The sequence below is a fragment of the Pseudomonas sp. FW305-3-2-15-C-LB1 genome, from assembly GCF_058787615.1.
This window is the reverse complement of the sequence record NZ_JBYSZX010000004.1, coordinates 336,732-357,287: the sequence shown is the minus strand read 5'-3', so window position 1 is coordinate 357,287 and position 20,556 is coordinate 336,732. Positions and strand designations below refer to the sequence as shown.

Below are 20,556 nucleotides of genomic sequence, written 5' to 3'. Positions count from 1 at the left end.
GCTTCCTGCGGCGTTAGCGTCCTAGTGTGAGCGGTTTGCCCCGGTGCGGCGTTGACGCCGGTCAGTCAAATCAACTTGATGACGGCGGCCCATTGCTCGGGCGTGACGGGCATCACCGAAAGCCGGCTGCCTTTTTGCACCAGAGGCAATTCGGCAAGGGCCGTTTGCTGTTTGAGATAGCCCAGGCCGAGCACCTTGGGAAAGGTCTGGACATGGGCGACGTTGATCGCGCTCCACGGATTTTTTTCCGGGCTGGCCTTGGCGTCGAAGTAGTGGCTTTCGGGCTCCAGCGCGGTGGGGTCCGGATAGGCCGCCTCGATGATTTTGCCGATGCCGGCAATACCCGGCTCCGGGCAACTGGAGTGATAGAAGAAAAACTCGTCATCCACCGCCATGGCCCGCAGGAAGTTACGCGCCTGGTAATTGCGCACCCCGTCCCAGCGGGCTTCGCCGAGTTTTTCCAGGCCTTTGATGGAGAGCTCGTCGGGCTCGGATTTCATCAGCCAATAGGCCATTTTTGGGCTCCTGAAATAAGCAGTGGGCAAGTTGTCCTGCAATTTAATGACAAACCGACAGTCGGTTGGCGCCAAGGTTTGCGTGTTGGTTCACGTTACCGCAGAATGCCGGCTTTTAAAGCTTGACGCAGCTGCAACGGACTACTTTGGAACGTTGTTGTCATCGTGTACGAGATGCCTAAAGGGGGGCAATCGATGCAACGTAAACCGGATTTACTATGGATTTTGGTGATTTTGTTTGGTCTGGGCGTCGTGACCACCGGGTATGCCCAAAGCTTGTGGTCGAACAAGACCGATGCGCCCGTTGAACTGGCTCAGCAGCAGCCGCAACCGTTCAAGCGCTGACCCTTCTTCAAGGCGCCGCTGACTCCAGTGGCGTCTTCGCAATATACCAATGCTTATCGGTGACGGTGCCCGCCAACGGCACATCCCAGCTTGCCTGTGCCAATCGACCGACCTTCTGACATTCATGGGCCAGGCCCAGCAGCGTTGGCTTGCGCCAGCTCCGGCGGCGCGCCAGATAAGCCAGGCTGCGGTCGTAGAACCCGCCACCCATGCCCAGGCGTCCGCCGACATCATCGAACCCCACCAACGGCAGCAGCACCAGGTCCAGCGCCCAGATGTTGCGTTGGCGGCTGATATTCCCCCGTGGTTCCAGGATGCGAAAGCGATTGGGCAGCAGCTTTTCCCCAGGCCTTACGCGCTGGAACACCATCTTGGTCCGAGGCCACGCGCTGAGCACCGGCAGGTAGGTGGCTTTGCCCCGGCGCTGTGCTGCACGCAGCAGCAAGCGCGGATCGATTTCACCGTCCGTCGGTAGATACAAAGAAATATGCTTGGCCCGGCGAAACAGCGGGTGCTGTGCCAGTTGCCGATACAGGCCCTGGGCGGCCTTGCGCTGCTCGCTCGGCGTGAGGGCGCGGCGGGCTTTGCGCAACATGCGTCGAAGTTGCGGACGGGAAAGCGGCGCAGGTTCGGTCATGGTTTCGGCTCATAAAACAATGCCAGTCCGGAGACTGGCATTGAGTTTGGGAATTCAGGCTCCCCGACAGAGCCGCTGTCGACTTAGCCCTTGAACCCGAAAGTTCAAGGTGGAAGATGCAGTAGGCTTTAAGGCTTTCCGTCTAGCGGACATGCACACCAGCCCAACGTGCAACTTCCAGGGTAGTGCGAATCGGCTCAGGGACATCGCCGACTGGCAAACACGCCAGGGAGTGGGGCGAGTATACCTTAAACCGTCGCGGCAATCAGCCCTTGGGTGCTTCCGGGTCGCTGGAAAGCACCAGATCGACACGTTCCAGCAAGTCACGCACCTGCTCACGCGTCGAGCCGCTGGCCTGCACGTCAGGGCGTTCCTGCTTATGCAGCAGATCGTGGGTAATGTTCAGGGCGGCCATCACGGCGATGCGGTCAGCGCCGATGACTTTGCCGCTGCTGCGGATTTCACGCATCTTGCCATCCAGGTAGCGGGCGGCGCTCACCAGGTTGTTGCGCTCTTCCTGGGGGCAGATGATCGAATATTCTTTGTCGAGGATCTGCACGGTGACGCTATTGCTTGAACTCATGAGTCTTGCTCCAGGGCCTTCAGGCGCGAAATCATCGATTCGACCTTACGCCGGGCGATTTCGTTTTTTTCAATGAGGTGAGCGCGTTCCTCGCGCCAGGTCTTTTCCTGAGCTAATAGGAGTCCGTTTTGACTCTTAAGTTGCTCGACCCGAGTAATTAGCAATTCGAGTCTGGCCATCAGCGCTTGCAGGTCGGTGTCTTCCATTGGGTTCCACTGGATTTGTCTGATGAATGGCAACTGCAGGATAAACGATCTGACGCCCTTGATAGTCTTGGTACGTCTGCCGGTGCTAGGATACAGCGCTCCATTCTAGACATTGCGCCGTCTGGCGCCTAGCTCACCATGCCTATTCAGAACTCCCCGTACGATGCTTTCTCCAAACTGCTGAGCGCCAGCGGCCACCCCTGCTCGCCAGCCGAACTGCACGGCGTGTTGCTGGGCCGTAGCTGCACCGGCGTCGGCTTTGATGCCGACAACTGGCTGGCCGACGTGGCCGAGCTGCTGGAAACCGAACCGACCGACAACGTGCGCAACGCGCTGATCGGCCTGCAAGAGATGGTCAAGGGCGAGCTGACCGGTGATGACGTCACCGTGGTCCTGCTGCTGCCGACCGACGACGCGCCGCTTACCGAGCGTGCCGCCGCACTGGGCCAATGGTGCCAGGGCTTCCTCCACGGCTTCGGCGTGAACGCCGGCGGCCTGGAACTGAGCACCGACGCCAAGGAAGTGCTGCAGGACCTGGCAGCCATCTCCCAGGTGCAAGACGCCCTGGAAGAGTCCGAAGACGGTGAGGGCGACTACATGGAAGTGATGGAATACCTGCGCGTCGCGCCGCTGCTGCTGTTCACCGAGACCAAAAAATCGGCTGAGCCGGCTGCACCCAAGCCGTCGCTGCACTAAGAAAGGAAACCCATCTGCCCATGATCCATATCCCGAAAGCGGAATACACCCGGCGCCGCAAGGCGCTCATGGCGCAGATGGAACCCAACAGCATCGCGATCCTGCCGGCCGCCGCCGTGGCGATCCGCAACCGTGATGTCGAGCACGTCTACCGCCAGGACAGCGACTTCCAGTACCTGAGCGGCTTCCCCGAACCGGAAGCGGTGATCGTGCTGATGCCCGGTCGCCAGCACGGCGAGTACGTGCTGTTCTGCCGCGAACGCAACGCCGAACGCGAACTGTGGGACGGCCTGCGCGCTGGCACCGAAGGCGCGATCCGTGACTTTGGCGCCGACGATGCCTTCCCCATCACCGATATCGACGACATCCTGCCCGGCCTCATCGAAGGCCGCGACCGGGTGTACTCGGCCATGGGCAGCAATGCGGAGTTCGACCGGCACCTGATGGAATGGATCAACGTGATCCGCTCCAAAGCCCACCTGGGCGCCCAGCCACCGAACGAATTCGTTGCCCTGGATCATCTGTTGCACGACATGCGCCTGTATAAATCGGCGGCGGAAGTGAAAGTGATGCGCGAGGCGGCGCGAATCTCCTGCGCGGCCCACGTGAAGGCGATGCAGGCCAGCCGGGCCGGGCTGTATGAGTTCAGCCTGGAAGCCGAGCTTGATTACGAGTTTCGCAAGGGCGGCGCAAAAATGCCGGCCTATGGCTCCATCGTCGCTGCCGGGCGCAACAGCTGCATCCTGCATTACCAGCAGAATGATGCGGTGCTCAAGGACGGCGACCTGGTGCTGATCGACGCCGGTTGCGAGATCGACTGCTATGCCAGCGACATCACCCGCACCTGGCCGGTCAATGGCAAGTTCTCGCCGGAACAAAAGGCGATCTACGAGATTGTGCTGGCCTCCCAGGAAGCGGCCTTCGCCGAGATCGCCCCGGACAAGCATTGGAACCAGGCCCATGAGGCGACCGTGCACGTCATCACCGCCGGGTTGGTCAAGCTGGGATTGTTGCAGGGTGACGTCGACGAACTGATCGCCAGCGAAGCCTATAAGGCGTTTTACATGCACCGCGCCGGCCATTGGCTGGGCATGGATGTACATGATGTGGGCGAATACAAAGTGGGCGGTGAATGGCGTGTGCTGGAAGTCGGCATGGCGTTGACCGTTGAGCCGGGGATCTACATTTCGCCGGACAACCAGAACGTGGCAAAGAAATGGCGTGGCATTGGCGTACGCATCGAGGACGACGTGGTAGTGACCAAGCAAGGCTGTGAAATCCTGACCGGCGGTGTGCCCAAGACCGTCGCCGACATCGAAGCGCTGATGGCGGCTGCCCGATGAGCCGGGTCAACCTGGCGATCATCGGCGGCGGCCTGGTGGGTGCCAGCCTGGCACTGGCGTTGCAGGCCGGGGCCAGGGCCCGTGGCTGGAAGATCGTGCTGATCGAACCCTTCGCGCCGGGCGACAGCTACCAGCCGAGCTACGATGCACGTTCGTCGGCGCTGTCCTTCGGCGCCCGGCAGATCTATCAGCGCCTGGGCCTGTGGCAGGACATTTCCCGCCGCGCCGAGCCGATCAAGCAGATCCATGTGTCCGACCGTGGGCGTTTCTCCACTGCACGTCTGTCCGCGATGGAGGAGGGCGTGCCGGCCCTCGGCTACGTGGTGGAAAACGCCTGGCTGGGCCAATGCCTGTGGCAAGGCCTGGACAAAGACGTGGTCAGCTGGCGTTGCCCGGCCGAGGTCACACGCATGGAGCCGCTGCCCGATGGCTACCGCCTGACCCTCAATGATGAAACCGTGCTGGAGTGTGATCTTGCCGTACTGGCCGACGGCGGCCGCTCCGGCCTGCGCGAGCAATTGGGCATTGGCGTGAAAACCCGCCCGTACAATCAGAGCGCGCTGATCGCCAACATCACCCCCAGCGAAGCCCACAACGGCGAGGCGTTCGAGCGCTTCACCGATGAAGGCCCGATGGCCTTGCTGCCGCTGCCAGACAACCGCTGCGCGCTGGTCTGGACCCGCATCGGCATGGATGCGCAGCGCCTGGCCAGTCTCGATGAGCGCAGTTTCCTGAGTGAATTGCAGGGTGTGTTCGGCTATCGCCTGGGCACCCTCAAGCAGGTCGGTGCCCGCCACCTGTATCCGCTGACGCTGGTGGAAGCCGAGGAGCAGGTGCGTTCGCACCTGGCGATCCTTGGCAATGCCGCCCACAGCCTGCACCCGATTGCCGGGCAAGGCTTCAACCTGTCCCTGCGTGACGCGAATGCCCTGGCCGAGGCCTTGCTGGCCGGGCCGCAGGTGCCGGGTGATTTAGCCACCTTGCAGGGCTATCGCGAGCGCCAGCGCCTGGACCAGAGCCTGACCGTGGGCTTCTCCGACCAGGTCACCCGCCTGTTTGCCAGCGCCCAACCGTTGGTCGCGGTGGGGCGCAACCTGGGTTTGCTGGGCCTGGACCTGTTGCCGCCGGCCAAGCGCTGGTTCGCCCGGCAGGCCATGGGCCTGGGCACGCGCCCCGATGCGTAAGTGGTTGATCGCGCGTCTGGGCAAGGCGCGGTTGTTGCGTTGGATCATGACCCTGTACCCGCCGTATCTGGGCGCGGGGGTCAGCGTGCAGCACATGAGCGCCGATTTTCGTCACGTCAAAGTGCGCATGGGCCTGGGCTGGTACAACCGCAACTATGTCGGCACGCAATTCGGCGGCAGCCTGTACTCGATGGTTGACCCGTTCTACATGTTGATGCTGATGGAGAACCTGGGCCGCGACTACATCGTGTGGGACAAGGCTGCGAGTATCGATTTCATTTCGCCTGGCAAAGGTCCGGTGTATGCCGAATTCTCCATCGACGAGACCTTGCTGGACGAGATCCGTCGACACACCGAAGGTGGCGAGAAGTACCTGCCCCACCTCGAGGTGCAGATTCATGACGGCTCCGGCACCCTGGTGGCGCGGGTCGACAAAACCCTTTACGTGCGGCGCAAGCCGCCAGTGAGACAGGCTTAAAGCATGGATATGCGCGCAGATGTGCTGATTGTCGGGGCCGGAATGGTCGGAAGCGCCCTGGCGCTGGCGTTGCAGGGCAGCGGCCTGCAGGTGCTGCTGCTCGACGGCAGCCCGCTGAGCGTCAAGCCGTTCGACCGTGACGCGGCGTTTGAACCCCGCGTGAGCGCCTTGTCGGCTGCCAGCCAACGCATCCTCGAACGCCTGGGCGTGTGGGACGGCATCCTGTCGCGCCGCGCCAGCCCTTATGGCGAGATGCAGGTGTGGGACGGCAGCGGCACCGGGCAGATCCACTTCTCGGCGGCCAGCGTACATGCCGAGGTGCTTGGGCATATCGTCGAGAACCGCGTGGTGCAGGATGCCTTGCTCGAGCGTCTGCACGACTGCGACCTGGGCCTGCTGGCCAATGCGCGCCTGGAACAGATGCGCCGCTCCGGCGATGACTGGCTGCTGACCCTGGCCGACGGGCGCAAATTGCGCGCGCCGCTGGTGGTGGCCGCCGATGGTGGCAACTCCGCCGTACGCCGCCTGACCGGCACTGCCACCCGCGAATGGGATTATCTGCATAACGCCATCGTTACCAGCGTGCGCAGCAGCCAGCCGCATCAGCGTACGGCGTGGCAACGCTTTACCGATACCGGCCCGCTGGCGTTTTTGCCGCTGGTGCGGGATGGGCATGAGGATTGGTGTTCGATCGTCTGGTCGACCACGCCGGCCGAGTCCGAGCGCTTGATGGCGCTGGATGATGAGCGTTTCTGCCGTGAACTGGAGCGCGCCTTTGAAGGGCGCCTTGGTACGGTGCTGAGCGCCGACCCGCGCGTGTGCGTCCCGTTGCGTCAGCGCCACGCAAAACGCTACGTGGCCGAAGGCCTGGCATTGATCGGCGACGCGGCCCACGTCATCCACCCATTGGCGGGGCAGGGCGTGAACCTGGGCTTCCTTGATGCGGCGACATTGGCTGAAGTCTTGTTGGCGGCGACCGAGCGCGGCGAGCGCCTGGCGGACGTGAAGGTGCTGAGCCGATACGAGCGTCGACGCATGCCGCATAACCTGGCGCTGATGGCGGCGATGGAGGGCTTTGAGCGGTTGTTCCAGGCCGATCAACTACCGCTGCGCTGGCTGCGCAACGCCGGGCTGAAGATGGTCGACCAGATGCCCGAGGCCAAGGCCGTGTTCGTACGCCAGGCTCTCGGCCTGACTGGCGATCTCCCGGACCTTGCCAAACCCTGATATTGAAATGCGACCCCTTGTGGGAGGGGGCTCGCCCCCGATGAGGCCATCAGCCTACAAGCAATATCCGTCATGCAACATCTGGTAACGCCTCCACCGAGCGCTACCAAATGTGAGTCCTTATCATTTGCCCTCTTTTTGCAAATGAGAGACCGCACCCATGTTGGCACCCAAGCGCCTCCTGACTGCCCTGGCACTCACCCTGATCGGCAGCACCACCGTGCAGGCCGCCGACGAAGTGGTGGTCTACTCCTCGCGTATCGATGAGCTGATCAAGCCGGTCTTCGACGCCTACACCCAAAAAACCGGCGTGCAGGTCAAGTTCATCACCGACAAGGAAGCGCCGCTGATGCAGCGCATCAAGGCCGAGGGCGCAAACGCAACCGCCGATCTGTTGCTCACCGTTGATGCCGGCAACCTCTGGCAGGCCGAGCAGATGGGTATCCTGCAACCGTTCACCTCCCCGGTGATCGACAAGAACATTCCCCTGCAATATCGCTCGTCAAAACACACCTGGACCGGCTTGAGCCTGCGCGCACGCACCATCGCCTATTCCACCGACCGGGTAAAACCGGGTGACCTCACCACCTACGAAGCCCTGGCCGACAAACAATGGGAAGGCCGCCTGTGCCTGCGTACGGCGAAAAAGGTCTACAACCAGTCGCTGACCGCCACCCTGATCGAAACCCACGGCGCGGCCAAGACCGAAGAAATCATCAAGGGTTGGGTCAACAACCTGTCCACCGACGTGTTCTCCGATGACATCGCCGTGCTCGAAGCCATCAACGCCGGGCAGTGCGACGTGGGTATCGTCAACACCTACTACTACGGCCGCCTGCACAAGCAGAAGCCGGACCTGGCCGTGAAGCTGTTCTGGCCGAACCAGGGCGACCGTGGCGTGCACGTGAACCTGTCGGGTATCGGCCTGACCCAGCACGCGCCGCATCCGGAAGCCGCCAAGGCGCTGGTGGAGTGGATGACCACGCCTGAGGCGCAGAAGATCTTTGCCGACGTGAACCAGGAGTTCCCGGCCAACCCGGCGGTGCCGCCGTCAGCCGAAGTGGCGACGTGGGGCAAGTTCGTCGCGGATACCTTGCCGGTGGAAGTCGCGGGCAAGCGCCAGGCTGAGGCGATCCGGTTGATGGATCGCGCCGGCTGGAACTGACACACTACGGGTCAAAATGTGGGAGGGGGCTTGCCCCCGATAGCGGGATATATCAGTTCACTCATCATGGACAGATCCACCGCCATCGGGGGCAGGCCCCCTCCCACATTGAATTGAGTTGAATTTAAGACATTCATTGAGAGCTGACTTTGGCCCACCCCGCCCAACGCCGCTGGTACCTGCCGGTCTTTACCGTCGCCGCCCTGGTGCTGCTGCCGCTGAGCGTGCTGTTGCTGTCCTGGCAAAGTATCGATGCACAGGTCTGGTCGCACCTATGGGAAACCCAGATGCCGCGCCTGCTGGGCAACACGCTCATCCTGGTGCTGGGCGTCGGCATTGGCGTGACCCTATTGGGCATCAGCCTGGCCTGGCTGACCAGCCTCTGCGAATTCCCCGGACGACGCTGGCTCGATTGGGCACTGATGTTGCCGTTCGCCATTCCTGCCTATGTGCTGGCCTTTGTATTTGTCGGCCTGCTGGACTTCTCCGGCCCCGTGCAAACCCTGTTGCGTGAATGGTTCGGCACCGGGCTGCGCCTGCCACGGGTGCGCTCCACCGGCGGTGTGATCATCGTTCTGGTCCTGGTGTTCTATCCCTATGTTTATCTATTGGCGCGCACCGCATTCCTGGCCCAGGGCAAAGGCCTGATGGAGGCCGCGCGGGTGCTCGGGCAATCGCCATGGCGAGCGTTCTGGCACGTGGCTCTGCCCATGGCGCGCCCGGCGATTGGGGCTGGAGTCGCCTTGGCGTTGATGGAAACCCTGGCGGATTTCGGCGCGGTCTCGGTGTTCAACTTCGATACGTTCACCACCGCCATCTACAAGACGTGGTACGGCTTCTTCAGTCTTTCCAGCGCCGCCCAACTGGCCAGCCTGTTGCTGCTGGTGGTGATGCTGGTGCTGTACGGCGAGCGGCGCGCCCGCGGCGCCAGCCGGCCGGGCAATGAGCGGCCACGGGGCAAGGCGTTGTACCACCTGCGCGGGGTCAAGGCGGCCGCAGCCAGCAGTTGGTGCGGGTTGGTGTTCGCCTGCGCGTTTGTCATCCCGATGCTGCAACTGGTGGCCTGGTTCTGGCAGCGCGGCCGCTTCGATCTGGATGAGCGCTATTCGGGCCTGATCCTCCATACGCTTTACCTGGGCGGCATCGCGGCCTTGATCACGGTCAGCGTGGCGCTGGTACTGGCGTTCGCCAACCGCCTGGCGCCGACACGGGCGATCCGTTCCGGTATCAGCCTGGCCAACGTCGGCTATGCCTTGCCGGGCTCGGTGCTGGCGGTATCGATCATGTTGGCGTTCAGCTATCTGGACCGTGAACTGGTGGTGCCGCTGTCCGGCTGGCTCGGCGGGGCGGGCAAGCCGTTGTTGCTGGGCAGCCTGTCGGCGTTGGTGCTGGCGTATCTGGTGCGTTTCCTGGCGGTGGCCTATGGGCCGTTGGAAAACAGCCTGGCGCGTATCCGTCCGTCCCTGCCGGAAGCTGCACGCAGCCTTGGCGTCAGTGGTCCACGACTGTTTTGCAAAGTGTATCTCCCGTTGCTGTTGCCGGGGACGTTGAGCGCAGCACTCCTGGTGTTTGTCGATGTGCTCAAGGAAATGCCTGCCACCTTGCTGATGCGCCCGTTCGGCTGGGACACGCTGGCGGTGCGGATCTTTGAAATGACCAGCGAAGGCGAGTGGGCACGGGCCTCTTTGCCGGCGTTGACCCTGGTGCTGGTGGGCCTGTTGCCCGTGATCGGGCTCATCCGACGCTCTGCACGGCAAATCGGTTAGGTGCCAGTCCTACGGCTTGCGGCTACAATGCGCGGCATTCGGTGCGCTTCGTCTTTTGGAGCGGGTCGCTGGACGTGGCTGCAGGCCTTGTGAATCAAGGTGTTCAGCGCGGACAGTAGCTCCGCGCACCTTCGCCAAGCCCGGAAGGAGAAACCCATGGGACAGCGTACGCCTCTGTATGACCTGCATCTCGCCCTCGGCGCGAAAATGGTCGATTTTGGCGGTTGGGATATGCCTCTGCACTACGGCTCGCAAGTTGAGGAGCACCATCAGGTGCGACGCGACTGCGGGGTGTTCGATGTATCTCATATGACCGTGATCGATGTCAGCGGCCCCCAGGCCAAGGAGTGGCTGCAGCACCTGCTGGCCAATGATGTCGAACGCCTGCACGACTGCGGTCGTGCGTTGTACAGCGCCATGCTCAACGAGCAGGGCGGCGTGGTGGACGACATGATTGTCTACCGCACCGAGGCCGCCTATCGGCTGGTGGTCAACGCCGCCACCCGCGACCAGGATATGGCCTGGATGCACGCGCAACTGGGCGACTATCAGGTGCAACTGCATGAGCGCGCCGAGTTGGCGATGCTGGCCATCCAAGGCCCCCACGCCCGGCAGAAGATCGCTGAGCTGGTCACTCAATCGCGCAGCACCCTGATTCACCAGCTCAAGCCCTTCGAAGGCCGCGCCGATGGTGACTGGTTTATCGCACGTACCGGGTACACCGGCGAAGACGGCCTGGAAATTGTCCTGCCTGCCGATCAGGCACCGGGCTTTTTCAATGACCTGGTGGGCGCTGGTATTTCACCCATCGGCCTCGGCGCCCGCGATACCTTGCGCCTGGAAGCGGGCATGAACCTGTACGGCCAGGACATCCACCAGGAGGTTTCGCCCCTGGCGTCGAATATGGCCTGGAGCATCGCCTGGGAACCGGCCGAGCGTAATTTCATTGGCCGCACCGCACTGGAAGCGGAAAAAGCAGCTGGTGTGCAGTTCAAACTGGTCGGGCTGGTGCTGGAAGAACGCGGGGTTTTGCGTGCTCACCAGGTGGTTCGTATCGCCAATATTGGCGAAGGGGAGATCACCAGTGGTAGTTTCTCTCCTACGCTGAGCAAATCCATTGCGCTGGCGCGTGTACCGACGGCAACCGCTGATCGGGCCGAAGTGGAAATCCGCGGCAAGTGGTACCCGGTTCGAGTGGTCAAACCGACCTTCGTGCGCCATGGCAAAACCTTGATCTAACCTATTTCCGGCAGGCCGAAGGCCGCTGACATTACTTCTTGAGGACACAGACTATGAGCGATATCCCTGCCGACCTGCGTTTTGCCGAAAGCCACGAATGGGCACGCTTGGAAGCTGACGGCACCGTCACCGTCGGTATTTCCGACCATGCCCAGGAAGCGTTGGGTGATGTGGTGTTTGTTGAGTTGGCCGAAGTGGGCGCCCAGTTTGACGCGACTGGCCAGGCGGGTGTGGTTGAGTCGGTCAAGGCCGCCTCGGATATCTACGCCCCGGTTGCAGGCGAAGTGATTGCCGTCAACGAAGAACTGAGTGGTAGCCCGGAGCTGCTGAACTCTGATCCCTACGGCGCTTGGATCTTCAAGCTCAAGCCAAGCAACCCGGCTGACCTGGAAAAATTGCTGGATGCTGCCGGCTACAAAGCCGCCATCGGCGAGTGATCCTGTTGCGGGAGCCGGTCAAACGGCTCCCGCAATGTGTTTTCAGGGCTGTAGAACCGCCTTCACGGCTGCCACCGACCGCTCCACATCCGCCTCTGTCATCGCCGTAAACATCGGCAACGACACGATCAAACGCCCCACTCTCTCCGCCACCGGGAACATGCCTTCCTTGAACCCCTGTGCCCGATAAAGGCTCAGCAGGTGGATCGGCGGGTAGTGATAGCCAATGCCGACGCCATGAGCCTGCATCTGCTCCATGAAGGTGGCGCGGGCTGGCAGACCGTCTTGACGTTCCGGCAGCACCAGTTGAAACAGGTGCCAGTTGCTGTTCTCGAAGTCTGCCGGCGGCAGTTGTGCGCCGTACTGCTCTTCAAAGTCACTGCCAAAGCATTTGAAGTAGTGCCGCGCCAGGTTCTGGCGGTGAGCAGTGATCTGCTCGATATGGGCAAATTGCCCCAGGCCAATGGCGGCGGCGATGTCGGTCATGTTGAACTTGCCGCCCAATACATCCACGTCGAGGCCGTCGAAGCCGGTGCGGGTAACGCCCTGCAGGCGGTATTTTTCCGCCAGCCGTGCCTCTTCGGCGTTGTTCAACACCAGGCAGCCGCCCTCGGAAGAGGTGATGTTCTTGTTGGCCTGGAAACTGAACGACACAAAATCCCCGGTGGCGCCAATACGCTCGCCATCCCAGCTGGAACCCAGCGCCTGCGCCGCATCTTCGATAATGCGCAGGTTGTACTTGTTCGCCAGTGCATACAGCATCGGCATATCCAGGGGCAGGCCGGCCAGGTAGACCGGGATGATCGCCTTGGTGCGCGGGGTAATCGCCGCTTCCACCTGGGACAGGTCGATATTGCGGGTCACCGGGTCAATATCGGCAAACACCGGCGTAGCGCCCACTTCCAGGATCACGTTGGCCGTGGCCACCCAAGAGATTGGCGTGGTGATGACCTCATCGCCCGGACCGATGCCGGCAATGCGCAAGGCAATCTCCATGGTGCAGGTGCCCGAGTTGAAGGTGCGCACCGGCCGACCGCCAAGGTACTCCGACAACTGCGCCTCGAAGGCCTGGACCTTCGGCCCGCTGGTGATCCAGCCCGAGCGCAGTACATCGCCGACCGCTGCAATGGTGGCTTCATCAATGGTGGGTTTGGAAAACGGCAGGAAGGGCAGTTGGCTCATGACGACGAAGGCATCCGTTTCAGGTTGGCGATGAGTAAGCGAGGTATCAGTACCGGCATGGTTGCACGGGTTGACTGAATATAGCCTGTCGCCCGTGAATGAATTGTCATGCGCGGGGAAAAACGTGGACAAAAAAATGCCGCTTCAACAGCGGCATTTTTCAGAGCGATGGAATCACTCGGTGACAGCATTTTTCGCAAGGATGGCGTTGGCCAACTCCATGTCCGTGGCCTGCAGACCAGGGTTGTCAGCGCGAACTTTCTGCATTGCTGCTTCCAGGTATGGACCACGGATGCCGCCGTCGCTGGCAACGAAGCTGCCTGCGTCGTCTTGTGCAGCGACCACCAGCTTGTGGTCCTTGAAGGTCAGGTACGTCGAGCCGGTAGTGGCGCCGGACGAGATGACATTGCGCCAGAAACTGTCGGCCATGGCTGATCCGACAGGGAGGGAAAGCACAGCAAGGGTTGCGACAGCATATTTGAGACGCATGATGGGTGACTCCGGGTGGGTTATCTGTACTTTATGATTGTAGTTAGCCCAATCGAGTTCCATCACTGACTAAACAGTTTCAACCCTTAACACCACGCCTTCCTGGCCAACCACCCGTACTTGAGCGCCTACGGGGCTGTCCGGGCCGGTCACCATCCACACGCCATCACCGACTTTCACCTTGCCCCGGCCATCCACAATCGCCTGGTGCACCACGAAGGTGCGGCCGATCAGCTCGGAGCCGCGTTCGTTGAGCCCCGGCTGGTCGCTGGCCTTGGCGCTGCTGCGCTGACGTTTCCACCAGTACACCGCCGTCATTATCGACAACACGGCAAACAGCAGGAGTTGCCATTCCAGCCCCAGGGGTGGCACCAGGAACTTGATCACGCCCACGGCCGCCGCGGCGATACCCATCCACAACAGGTAACCGCCAGCGCCGAATACCTCAAGAATCAGCAGTACCGTGCCCAGTGCCAGCCAATCCCAGAACGACAGATGCTGCAGGAAATCCCACATGGCGCTGGCCTCAGCCTTTCTTGTTGTCGAACGTTGCCTTGACGATCTCGCCGATACCGCCAACTGCGCCGATCACCTGGCTGGCTTCCAGCGGCATCAGGATGACCTTGCTGTTGTTGGCCGAAGCCAGCTTGCCCAGGGCGTCGATGTATTTCTGTGCGACGAAGTAATTGACCGCCTGCACGTTGCCCGACGCGATTGCTTCCGATACCACCTGTGTGGCGCGGGCTTCGGCTTCGGCCTGACGCTCACGGGCTTCGGATTCAAGGAACGCCGCCTGGCGGCTACCTTCGGCCTCGAGAATCTGTGCCTGCTTCTTGCCTTCGGCCGTCAGGATCGCCGAGGCGCGCAGGCCCTCGGCTTCGAGGATCTGCGCACGCTTGATCCGTTCGGCTTTCATCTGGCCCGACATCGCGGCCATCAGGTCGGCGGGCGGGCTGATGTCCTTGATCTCGATACGGGTGATCTTGATCCCCCATGGCGCGGTGGCTTCGTCCACGGTCTTCAGCAGTTTTTCGTTGATGCCGTCACGCTGGCTGAGCATGGCATCCAGTTCCATGGAGCCGAGCACGGTACGGATGTTGGTTTGCAGCAGGTTGCGGATGGCGTGTTCGAGGTTGTTCACCTCGTAGGCGGCCTGGGCGGTGTTGACCACCTGGAAAAAGCACACGGCGTCGATCTGCACGGTGGCGTTGTCGGCGGTGATGACTTCCTGGGGCGGGATATCCAGTACGCTTTCCATCACGTTGATCTTGCGACCGATGCGGTCCATGACCGGGATGATGATGTTCAAGCCAGGCTTGAGGGTATTGGTGTAACGGCCGAAACGCTCGACCGTCCATTGGTAGCCCTGGGGGACCACCTTGAAGCCCATGAACAGGATGGCGATGGCCAGCCCCACGAAAAGAAGCAGTACGGTTCCGATCTGCATAGCGATTCCCTATCTGATGGTGTCAGTGAAACGACGTTGGGCGATTGTAACGGTGTTGTCACCGATAAGAACGGTTTCACTGCTTAACAAACAAAGGATTTGTTACCGAATCCCCGGGAGTCACCCGCAAGACTTCCGCCATCGTGGTGAGCCCCGCCGCGACCTTCCGCATGCCGGCCATACGCAAGCTGCGCATGCCGTGAGTCACTGCTGCCTGGCGCAGGGCCTGCACATCGGCCCCAGGCGTGATCAAAGTCCTGAGCGCTTCGTTCAAAACCATGATTTCGTAAACGCCGGCCCGCCCCTGATAACCGCTGTGTCGACATTCAACGCAACCGACCGCTTCATGGGCGTCACCCAACGCACGCTTGCAGTGGGGGCACAGAACCCGCACCAAACGCTGCGCCATTACGCCGAGCAAGGTGGCTTTGATCAAATAATGCGCAATGCCCAGCTCCTGCAGGCGGCTGATGGCGCTGGGCGCATCGTTGGTATGCAGGGTCGACAGCACCAGGTGCCCGGTCAATGCAGCCTGGATCGCCATTTCGGCGGTCTCCTGGTCGCGGATCTCGCCGATCATGATGATGTCCGGGTCCTGGCGGAGCAGGGCGCGGATGCCGCTGGCGAAGGTCAGGTCGATATTGTGCTGAACCTGCATCTGGTTGAACGCCGGCTCGACCATCTCGATCGGGTCTTCCACCGTGCACAGGTTGACTTCCCGCGTGGCCAATTGCTTGAGCGTGGTGTAGAGGGTGCTGGTCTTGCCTGAGCCGGTAGGGCCGGTGACCAGGATGATGCCGTTGGTCTGGCTCGTCATGGCTTGCCAGCGTTGCTGGTCCTCAACCGATAAACCAAGCTGGTCAAAGCCCTTGAGCAGCACCTGTGGGTCGAAGATCCGCATCACCAGCTTTTCGCCAAATGCCGTGGGCAAGGTGGACAGGCGCAGCTCCACTTCTGCTCCGGTCGGGCTTTTGGTCTTGACCCTGCCGTCCTGGGGCCTGCGCTTTTCCGCCACGTTCATGCGGCCCAGGCTTTTGAGGCGGCTGACGACTGCCATCGTGACCTGGGGCGGGAACTGATAGACGTCGTGCAACAACCCGTCGATGCGAAAGCGCACACGGCCCTGTTCACGGCACGGTTCAATGTGGATATCGCTGGCACGCTGGCCGAAAGCGTACTGCAACAGCCAGTCGACGATGTTGACGATATGCGCGTCGTTGGCATCCGGCTCCTGGTCGCTGGCGCCGAGGTTGAGCAGTTCGTTGTTGCCCGGTGCCGCAACTTTTTGATCGGCGCCGCTGACGGACTTCGCCAGCCGGTAGAACTCGCCGATACAGCGCGTTATGTCATGGGGGTTGGCAACCACACGCTTGATCGAGCGCTTGAGCACCTGCGCCAGCCCGGCTTCCCAACTGGTGACGTGGGGCTGGGCGCTGGCGACGGTGACCGTCTGCGCGTCCACCGCCACTGCAAGGATGGCGTGGCGTTGGGCGAACGCATGGGACATCAGCGGCACGACCGTCGCCACATCGATCTTCAACGGATCGATGCGCAGGTACGGTTGCCCGGCATGTTGGGCCAGCCATTCGGTCAGGGTTTCCAGACTGGGGCCAAGGGCTGCGATGCTTTCCAGGGGATGCAAGGTGTTGCTGGCCGGCAGCGCCGACAACTGCTGTGCAACTTCCGGGGTGATCACTCGCCCTTCGAGCAAAGCCGGCAGCAGCTGACGCAGTTCCAATCGTTGATCAACCGGCATGGAGATTTTCCTGAGGGCAGTGTGCGTAAATCCCAGGCTAGCCAGCCCCTGAATATCTTCCTCCCGGCGTGTATTGCAGGGTCTTACTGAGCAACCGCCATCACTGCCTGAGGCGCCACGGAATCAGCCGACCACACGTCCAGTGTGCACACGCTGATCAGGTTTCGAATCTTTTCACCGATCACCTGGGCGCGGTGCCAGCTCAGGCCGTCCATCACGATGGCGATGTTCAACAGGTCTTCTTCGCGGTTGACTGTAACCTGCTGTGGCGTGAGGAATTGCAGAGCGAAATAGTTGAGTACCCGGCACACAACGTCGGGCTCCGCCTCGGCGACGATGTGGTAATGGGCCTGGCAATGGGCGCTGTTGACGGCCCACGCATCGACGCGGGTGGCGGGGTGGTTGGTTTCGACGGCATGCATGGGAAAGCTCCGGATTCGACTGGAGAAATTTTTACATTCGCGACGGGAGATTTCTTATCTAAGATGGGCCTTATTTGTCGAAAATCGAATCAATCAATTCAGAATAAGTGCGATGGAGGGTATTTATATGCACAGCGAGTTGGACGCCTACGACCGCCGTATCCTGGCCCTGTTGCAAGAAGACGCTTCTCTCTCCAGCGCGCAGATCGCCGAACAGGTCGGCCTGTCCCAGTCGCCTTGCTGGCGACGTATCCAACGGCTCAAGGAAGAGGGCGTGATTCGTGGCCAGGTGACCTTGCTGGATCGCAAGAAGATCGGCCTCAACACGCAGATATTCGCCGAGGTGAAACTCAACGCCCACGGCCGCTCCAACTTCACCGAGTTCACCGATGCGATTCGCGGGTTCCCGGAAGTGCTGGAGTGTTATGTGCTGATGGGGGCGGTGGACTTTCTGCTGCGTATCGTCACCTCGGACATCGAGGCGTATGAGCGGTTTTTCTTCGAGAAACTGTCGATGGTGCCGGGGATTCAGGAGGTTAATTCGATTGTGGCTTTATCCGAGATCAAGTCCACCACCAGCCTGCCAGTACTGCGCTGACAGGGATGGCCTCATCGCGGGCAAGCCCGGCTCCCACATTGGATTGGGTTCACAGATTTCTATGTGTGAACCCAGTCAGTGTGGGAGCGGGCTTGCCCGCGAAAGCGTCCTTACAGACGCAGCAGAGTCTTCCACGCCCGGTTCTGATACACCGCAATCGCCTGATGCATCCGCGCATCCAGCGACTCATCGGTAATCGGCTGGTTGGCCAGTTGCACCAGCTTGTTCAGCTCGCCGTACAGACGGTCCAGTTCCGGAATGTCGACCACCTGGCGCGCATGGTGCAGCCAGGCCTGGATGCGTTCGATACGCGGCAGTTGCTCGGCCAGGTCTTCCGGCTGTTGCTGGTAGCGCGGCAGTTGCAGGGCGACAGCGTCGTCGGCCAGCAGGCGCGGCAGCCAGTTGGTGATTTGCGCGGCGCCCTGGCGGTTGCCACGCACGGTGCGGTCGGCGGTCCAGCTGCGGGCGAGCAGCCAGCGTGAAGCGTTCAGTGAGAACAGGCCCCAGCGCACGTCGTCCAGTTCTTCGGCGAACTGTTCCGGTGCGGCTTTGCGGATGTCCTCGTCGTCATCACCGGCCTGTACCAGTGGACGCCAGTCTTCCAGCAGGGCATCGAGCGCGCTGCGCAGTTCGCTGGTGGACTGACGCGGTGCCGCCTGGCCAAGGCTGCCGACCAGGGCCCGCAGTTCGCCGAGGTTGTCGACCCAGTCTTGCAGCAGGCGCCAGTGGCCATTGAAACGGTATTGCTCGGCCAGGCGTTGGCTGCTGCCCAGCAGGTGCCACATGATCGCAGCGAAGGCATCGTCCAGCGGCATTTCAGCGTGGATCTGCGGCGCCGGCAGGCTCAGGGAGTAGCTGCTGGCGTCGTACAAGCGGTAGCCGCGCTCGGCCTTGCTGATATCGCACGGCATCAACGCCAGGGTCGCGGCCAGCTCGGCGGCCAACTCCAGCAGGGCGGCCGGTTCGCCTTCGCGCAGTTCCAGTTCCAGCTCGCAGATTTCTTCTTTCTGCTTGCCGACCACCACGTGGCCCAGATCCAGGGCGGCTTCGATCACCACCTTGGCCTTGCCGCGACCCCAGGCGATTTCGGCGCGCTCACGCACGAAGTCGGTGGTGAAGATCGGCTTGAGGGTCTTTTTGTCCAGCTCGGCCAGTTGCTCGGGCCAGCATTCGCCGTCGAGCTTCTTCACGTCGAGCTTGGCTTTAGGCAGTTCCCAGTTGTATTCGTTACGTTCCGACAAGCCGGCGACGCTCTGGCCGCGGGTCTTGAGGGTCTGGATGATGTCGTCACCGTCCTTGCGCAGGCGCAGGGCGACTTTGGCCTGGGCCAGGTCGCGCTCGGGGGTGTCGAAGTACTGGTTCATCAACTCACGGCGTTCCCAGCCACTTTTGTTGCGTTTTTTCAGGAGCGGGTGCTCACGCAGCGCGGCGAGGGTCTCGCGGCTGACGCGGAGCTTGATTTCAGTTTCTTTTTGCATGGCCGGAACATCCAGGATCGGGAGCGCAGCCGGGGAAATGAGTGGCTGCCAAGGTCGTGCAGTGTACAGGACTGAGCCCGGCAACGCGCCGCAACGGTTTATTGTGTCGTGCAGATGGCTCTATAGTGAGGCTCATCCGGGAAGTCGAGAGGCCGAGCATGCCGTTACCGTCCATGAAAGAGCAGTTTGCCGCGTTGATTGCCGCGCCATCCGTGAGCTGCACCCAGGCGTCTCTCGACCAGACCAACCGCCCGGTGATCGACTTGCTCGCCGCTTGGCTGGGGGATCTGGGTTTCGCCATCGACATCCAGCCAGTCAGCCCCGGCAAGTTCAACCTGTTGGCCAGTTACGGCAGTGGGCCCGGAGGCCTGGTGCTGGCGGGTCATAGCGATACCGTCCCTTATGACGCAGCGCTGTGGAAGACCGACCCGCTCAAGCTGACGGAAGTTGACGGCCGTTGGGTAGGATTGGGCAGCTGCGACATGAAGGGCTTTTTCGCGCTGGCCATCGAAGCGGTGTTGCCGCTGCTGGATCAGCCGTTCAAACAGCCGCTGCTGATTCTCGCCACCTGTGATGAAGAAAGCTCCATGTCCGGTGCTCGCGCACTGGCCGAAGCGGGCCGCCCGCTGGGTCGCGCAGCGGTGATCGGCGAGCCGACCGGCCTCAAGCCGATCCGCCTGCACAAAGGCGTGATGATGGAACGCATCGATATTCTTGGCCAAAGCGGCCACTCGTCGGACCCGAGCCTGGGCCACAGCGCGCTTGAAGCCATGCACGACGCCATCGGCGAACTGCGCGGCCTGCGCCTGGCCTGGCAGCGCGAGTACCGCAACCCTCAGTTCAGCGTGCCGCAACCGACCATGAACTTCGGTTGCATCCACGGCGGCGACAACCCCAACCGCATCTGCGGCCAGTGTTCCCTGGAGTTCGACCTGCGCCCACTGCCGGGCATGGACCCCCAGGTGCTGCGCGATGCGATCCGCCAGAAGCTCCAGCCGGTGGCCGAGCGCCATCAGGTCAAGATTGACTATGCGCCCCTGTTCCCCGAAGTACCGCCGTTCGAGCAACCGGAAGATGCCGAACTGGTACGGGTGGCGGAACGATTGACCGGCCATCGTGCCGAAGCAGTAGCGTTCGGCACCGAAGCGCCTTATCTTCAGCGCCTTGGTTGTGAAACCCTGGTGCTCGGCCCCGGCGACATCGCCTGCGCACACCAGCCGGGCGAATACCTCGAAATGTCACGCTTGACGCCTACAGTGCGTCTATTGCGGGAACTGATCGAACATTACTGCCTGAAACCTGCATAAATTAACCCCTGCCTGTTCGTACATAGAAGGAGAGTGAGCGTGTCGCCAAGCCTGTT

23 protein-coding genes and 1 other RNA gene are annotated in these 20,556 nt (G+C 61.7%); 12 read left to right on the top strand and 12 right to left on the bottom strand.

The features are described 5' to 3' along the window. Positions 1–65 precede the first annotated feature (65 nt). Positions 66–515 carry an EVE domain-containing protein gene (locus AC3WP7_RS11055; RefSeq protein ID WP_102592407.1) on the bottom strand — a complete coding sequence of 150 codons (450 nt, stop codon included), beginning with the start codon at positions 513–515 and terminating at the stop codon, positions 66–68. A 195-nt stretch (positions 516–710) separates the two neighbouring features. On the opposite strand from AC3WP7_RS11055, the gene AC3WP7_RS11050 reads away from it, so the two are divergent. Next, entirely contained in the window at positions 711–860 is a 150-nt protein-coding gene (locus AC3WP7_RS11050; protein ID WP_010207387.1) for a hypothetical protein, read from the top strand. A 7-nt stretch (positions 861–867) separates the two neighbouring features. On the opposite strand, the gene AC3WP7_RS11045 is transcribed toward AC3WP7_RS11050, so the two are convergent. From AC3WP7_RS11045 to AC3WP7_RS11030, 4 genes are all read right to left on the bottom strand, one after another. Continuing rightward, the gene (locus tag AC3WP7_RS11045; RefSeq protein ID WP_093527200.1) at positions 868–1,497 is read right to left on the bottom strand and encodes a 5-formyltetrahydrofolate cyclo-ligase; all 630 of its coding nucleotides are present in this window, start codon (positions 1,495–1,497) and stop codon (positions 868–870) included. Positions 1,498–1,553: 56 nt separating this feature from the next. Then, positions 1,554–1,732: non-coding RNA, 6S RNA (ssrS, locus tag AC3WP7_RS11040), on the bottom strand. Positions 1,733–1,762: 30 nt separating this feature from the next. Continuing rightward, the gene (locus AC3WP7_RS11035) at positions 1,763–2,080 is read right to left on the bottom strand and encodes a cell division protein ZapA (RefSeq protein WP_058426457.1); all 318 of its coding nucleotides are present in this window, start codon (positions 2,078–2,080) and stop codon (positions 1,763–1,765) included. Beyond that, positions 2,077–2,286, bottom strand: a complete 210-nt coding sequence (locus AC3WP7_RS11030) for a TIGR02449 family protein (protein ID WP_007982902.1) — start codon at positions 2,284–2,286, stop codon at positions 2,077–2,079. Before AC3WP7_RS11030 ends, AC3WP7_RS11035 begins: the two co-directional genes overlap by 4 nt. 138 nt (positions 2,287–2,424) lie before the next feature. Between AC3WP7_RS11030 and AC3WP7_RS11025 the strand changes: the two genes are divergently transcribed. From AC3WP7_RS11025 to gcvH, 9 genes are all read left to right on the top strand, one after another. Then, positions 2,425–2,982 (top strand): YecA/YgfB family protein, encoded by a 558-nt coding sequence (locus AC3WP7_RS11025; RefSeq protein ID WP_058426458.1) that lies wholly within the window; start codon positions 2,425–2,427, stop codon positions 2,980–2,982. Between the two features lie 20 nt (positions 2,983–3,002). Continuing rightward, entirely contained in the window at positions 3,003–4,325 is a 1,323-nt protein-coding gene (pepP, locus tag AC3WP7_RS11020) for a Xaa-Pro aminopeptidase (protein WP_071490452.1), read from the top strand. Next, a complete protein-coding gene (ubiH, locus tag AC3WP7_RS11015) occupies positions 4,322–5,509 on the top strand; it encodes a 2-octaprenyl-6-methoxyphenyl hydroxylase (protein WP_093120501.1) in 1,188 nt (395 codons plus the stop codon). The genes pepP and ubiH overlap by 4 nt, the downstream gene beginning before the upstream one ends. Further along, positions 5,502–5,987: a DUF4442 domain-containing protein gene (locus AC3WP7_RS11010; protein WP_092241773.1), complete on the top strand. Its 486-nt coding sequence runs from the start codon at positions 5,502–5,504 to the stop codon at positions 5,985–5,987. The genes ubiH and AC3WP7_RS11010 overlap by 8 nt, the downstream gene beginning before the upstream one ends. A gap of 9 nt (positions 5,988–5,996) precedes the next feature. After that, positions 5,997–7,214 (top strand): 2-octaprenyl-3-methyl-6-methoxy-1,4-benzoquinol hydroxylase, encoded by a 1,218-nt coding sequence (locus AC3WP7_RS11005; protein ID WP_172963342.1) that lies wholly within the window; start codon positions 5,997–5,999, stop codon positions 7,212–7,214. Positions 7,215–7,374: 160 nt separating this feature from the next. Then, positions 7,375–8,379, top strand: a complete 1,005-nt coding sequence (locus AC3WP7_RS11000) for an extracellular solute-binding protein (RefSeq protein ID WP_092241775.1) — start codon at positions 7,375–7,377, stop codon at positions 8,377–8,379. A gap of 149 nt (positions 8,380–8,528) precedes the next feature. Further along, positions 8,529–10,145, top strand: a complete 1,617-nt coding sequence (locus AC3WP7_RS10995; RefSeq protein WP_102592409.1) for an ABC transporter permease — start codon at positions 8,529–8,531, stop codon at positions 10,143–10,145. Between the two features lie 156 nt (positions 10,146–10,301). Next, the gene (gene gcvT, locus AC3WP7_RS10990; RefSeq protein WP_071490446.1) at positions 10,302–11,384 is read left to right on the top strand and encodes a glycine cleavage system aminomethyltransferase GcvT; all 1,083 of its coding nucleotides are present in this window, start codon (positions 10,302–10,304) and stop codon (positions 11,382–11,384) included. Positions 11,385–11,437: 53 nt separating this feature from the next. Then, on the top strand, positions 11,438–11,821 hold the full coding sequence (gene gcvH / locus AC3WP7_RS10985) for a glycine cleavage system protein GcvH (RefSeq protein ID WP_092241779.1): 384 nt from the start codon (positions 11,438–11,440) through the stop codon (positions 11,819–11,821). Positions 11,822–11,863: 42 nt separating this feature from the next. Here the strand turns inward: gcvH and AC3WP7_RS10980 are convergent, their stop codons facing one another. From AC3WP7_RS10980 to AC3WP7_RS10955, 6 genes are all read right to left on the bottom strand, one after another. After that, on the bottom strand, positions 11,864–13,003 hold the full coding sequence (locus AC3WP7_RS10980) for a DegT/DnrJ/EryC1/StrS family aminotransferase (protein WP_092241782.1): 1,140 nt from the start codon (positions 13,001–13,003) through the stop codon (positions 11,864–11,866). 174 nt (positions 13,004–13,177) lie between these two features. Next, positions 13,178–13,492 (bottom strand): DUF2388 domain-containing protein, encoded by a 315-nt coding sequence (locus tag AC3WP7_RS10975; protein WP_003176799.1) that lies wholly within the window; start codon positions 13,490–13,492, stop codon positions 13,178–13,180. A gap of 69 nt (positions 13,493–13,561) precedes the next feature. Beyond that, complete coding sequence (locus tag AC3WP7_RS10970) at positions 13,562–14,008, bottom strand: NfeD family protein (protein WP_071490443.1); 447 nt, start codon at positions 14,006–14,008, stop codon at positions 13,562–13,564. Between the two features lie 10 nt (positions 14,009–14,018). Beyond that, complete coding sequence (locus tag AC3WP7_RS10965) at positions 14,019–14,939, bottom strand: SPFH domain-containing protein (RefSeq protein WP_010207363.1); 921 nt, start codon at positions 14,937–14,939, stop codon at positions 14,019–14,021. 76 nt (positions 14,940–15,015) lie between these two features. Next, positions 15,016–16,695 carry a GspE/PulE family protein gene (locus tag AC3WP7_RS10960; RefSeq protein WP_092241784.1) on the bottom strand — a complete coding sequence of 560 codons (1,680 nt, stop codon included), beginning with the start codon at positions 16,693–16,695 and terminating at the stop codon, positions 15,016–15,018. Between the two features lie 83 nt (positions 16,696–16,778). Further along, positions 16,779–17,117, bottom strand: coding sequence for an ACT-like domain-containing protein (locus tag AC3WP7_RS10955; protein ID WP_092241787.1), 339 nt, complete (start codon positions 17,115–17,117; stop codon positions 16,779–16,781). 127 nt (positions 17,118–17,244) lie between these two features. Here AC3WP7_RS10955 and AC3WP7_RS10950 point away from each other — a divergent pair, with 127 nt between their 5' ends. Then, complete coding sequence (locus tag AC3WP7_RS10950) at positions 17,245–17,715, top strand: Lrp/AsnC family transcriptional regulator (RefSeq protein ID WP_010207358.1); 471 nt, start codon at positions 17,245–17,247, stop codon at positions 17,713–17,715. Between the two features lie 110 nt (positions 17,716–17,825). On the opposite strand, the gene AC3WP7_RS10945 is transcribed toward AC3WP7_RS10950, so the two are convergent. After that, positions 17,826–19,193 (bottom strand): CYTH domain-containing protein, encoded by a 1,368-nt coding sequence (locus AC3WP7_RS10945; RefSeq protein ID WP_092241790.1) that lies wholly within the window; start codon positions 19,191–19,193, stop codon positions 17,826–17,828. 158 nt (positions 19,194–19,351) lie between these two features. On the opposite strand from AC3WP7_RS10945, the gene argE reads away from it, so the two are divergent. Then, the gene (gene argE / locus AC3WP7_RS10940; protein ID WP_071490438.1) at positions 19,352–20,500 is read left to right on the top strand and encodes an acetylornithine deacetylase; all 1,149 of its coding nucleotides are present in this window, start codon (positions 19,352–19,354) and stop codon (positions 20,498–20,500) included. Positions 20,501–20,556 lie beyond the last annotated feature (56 nt).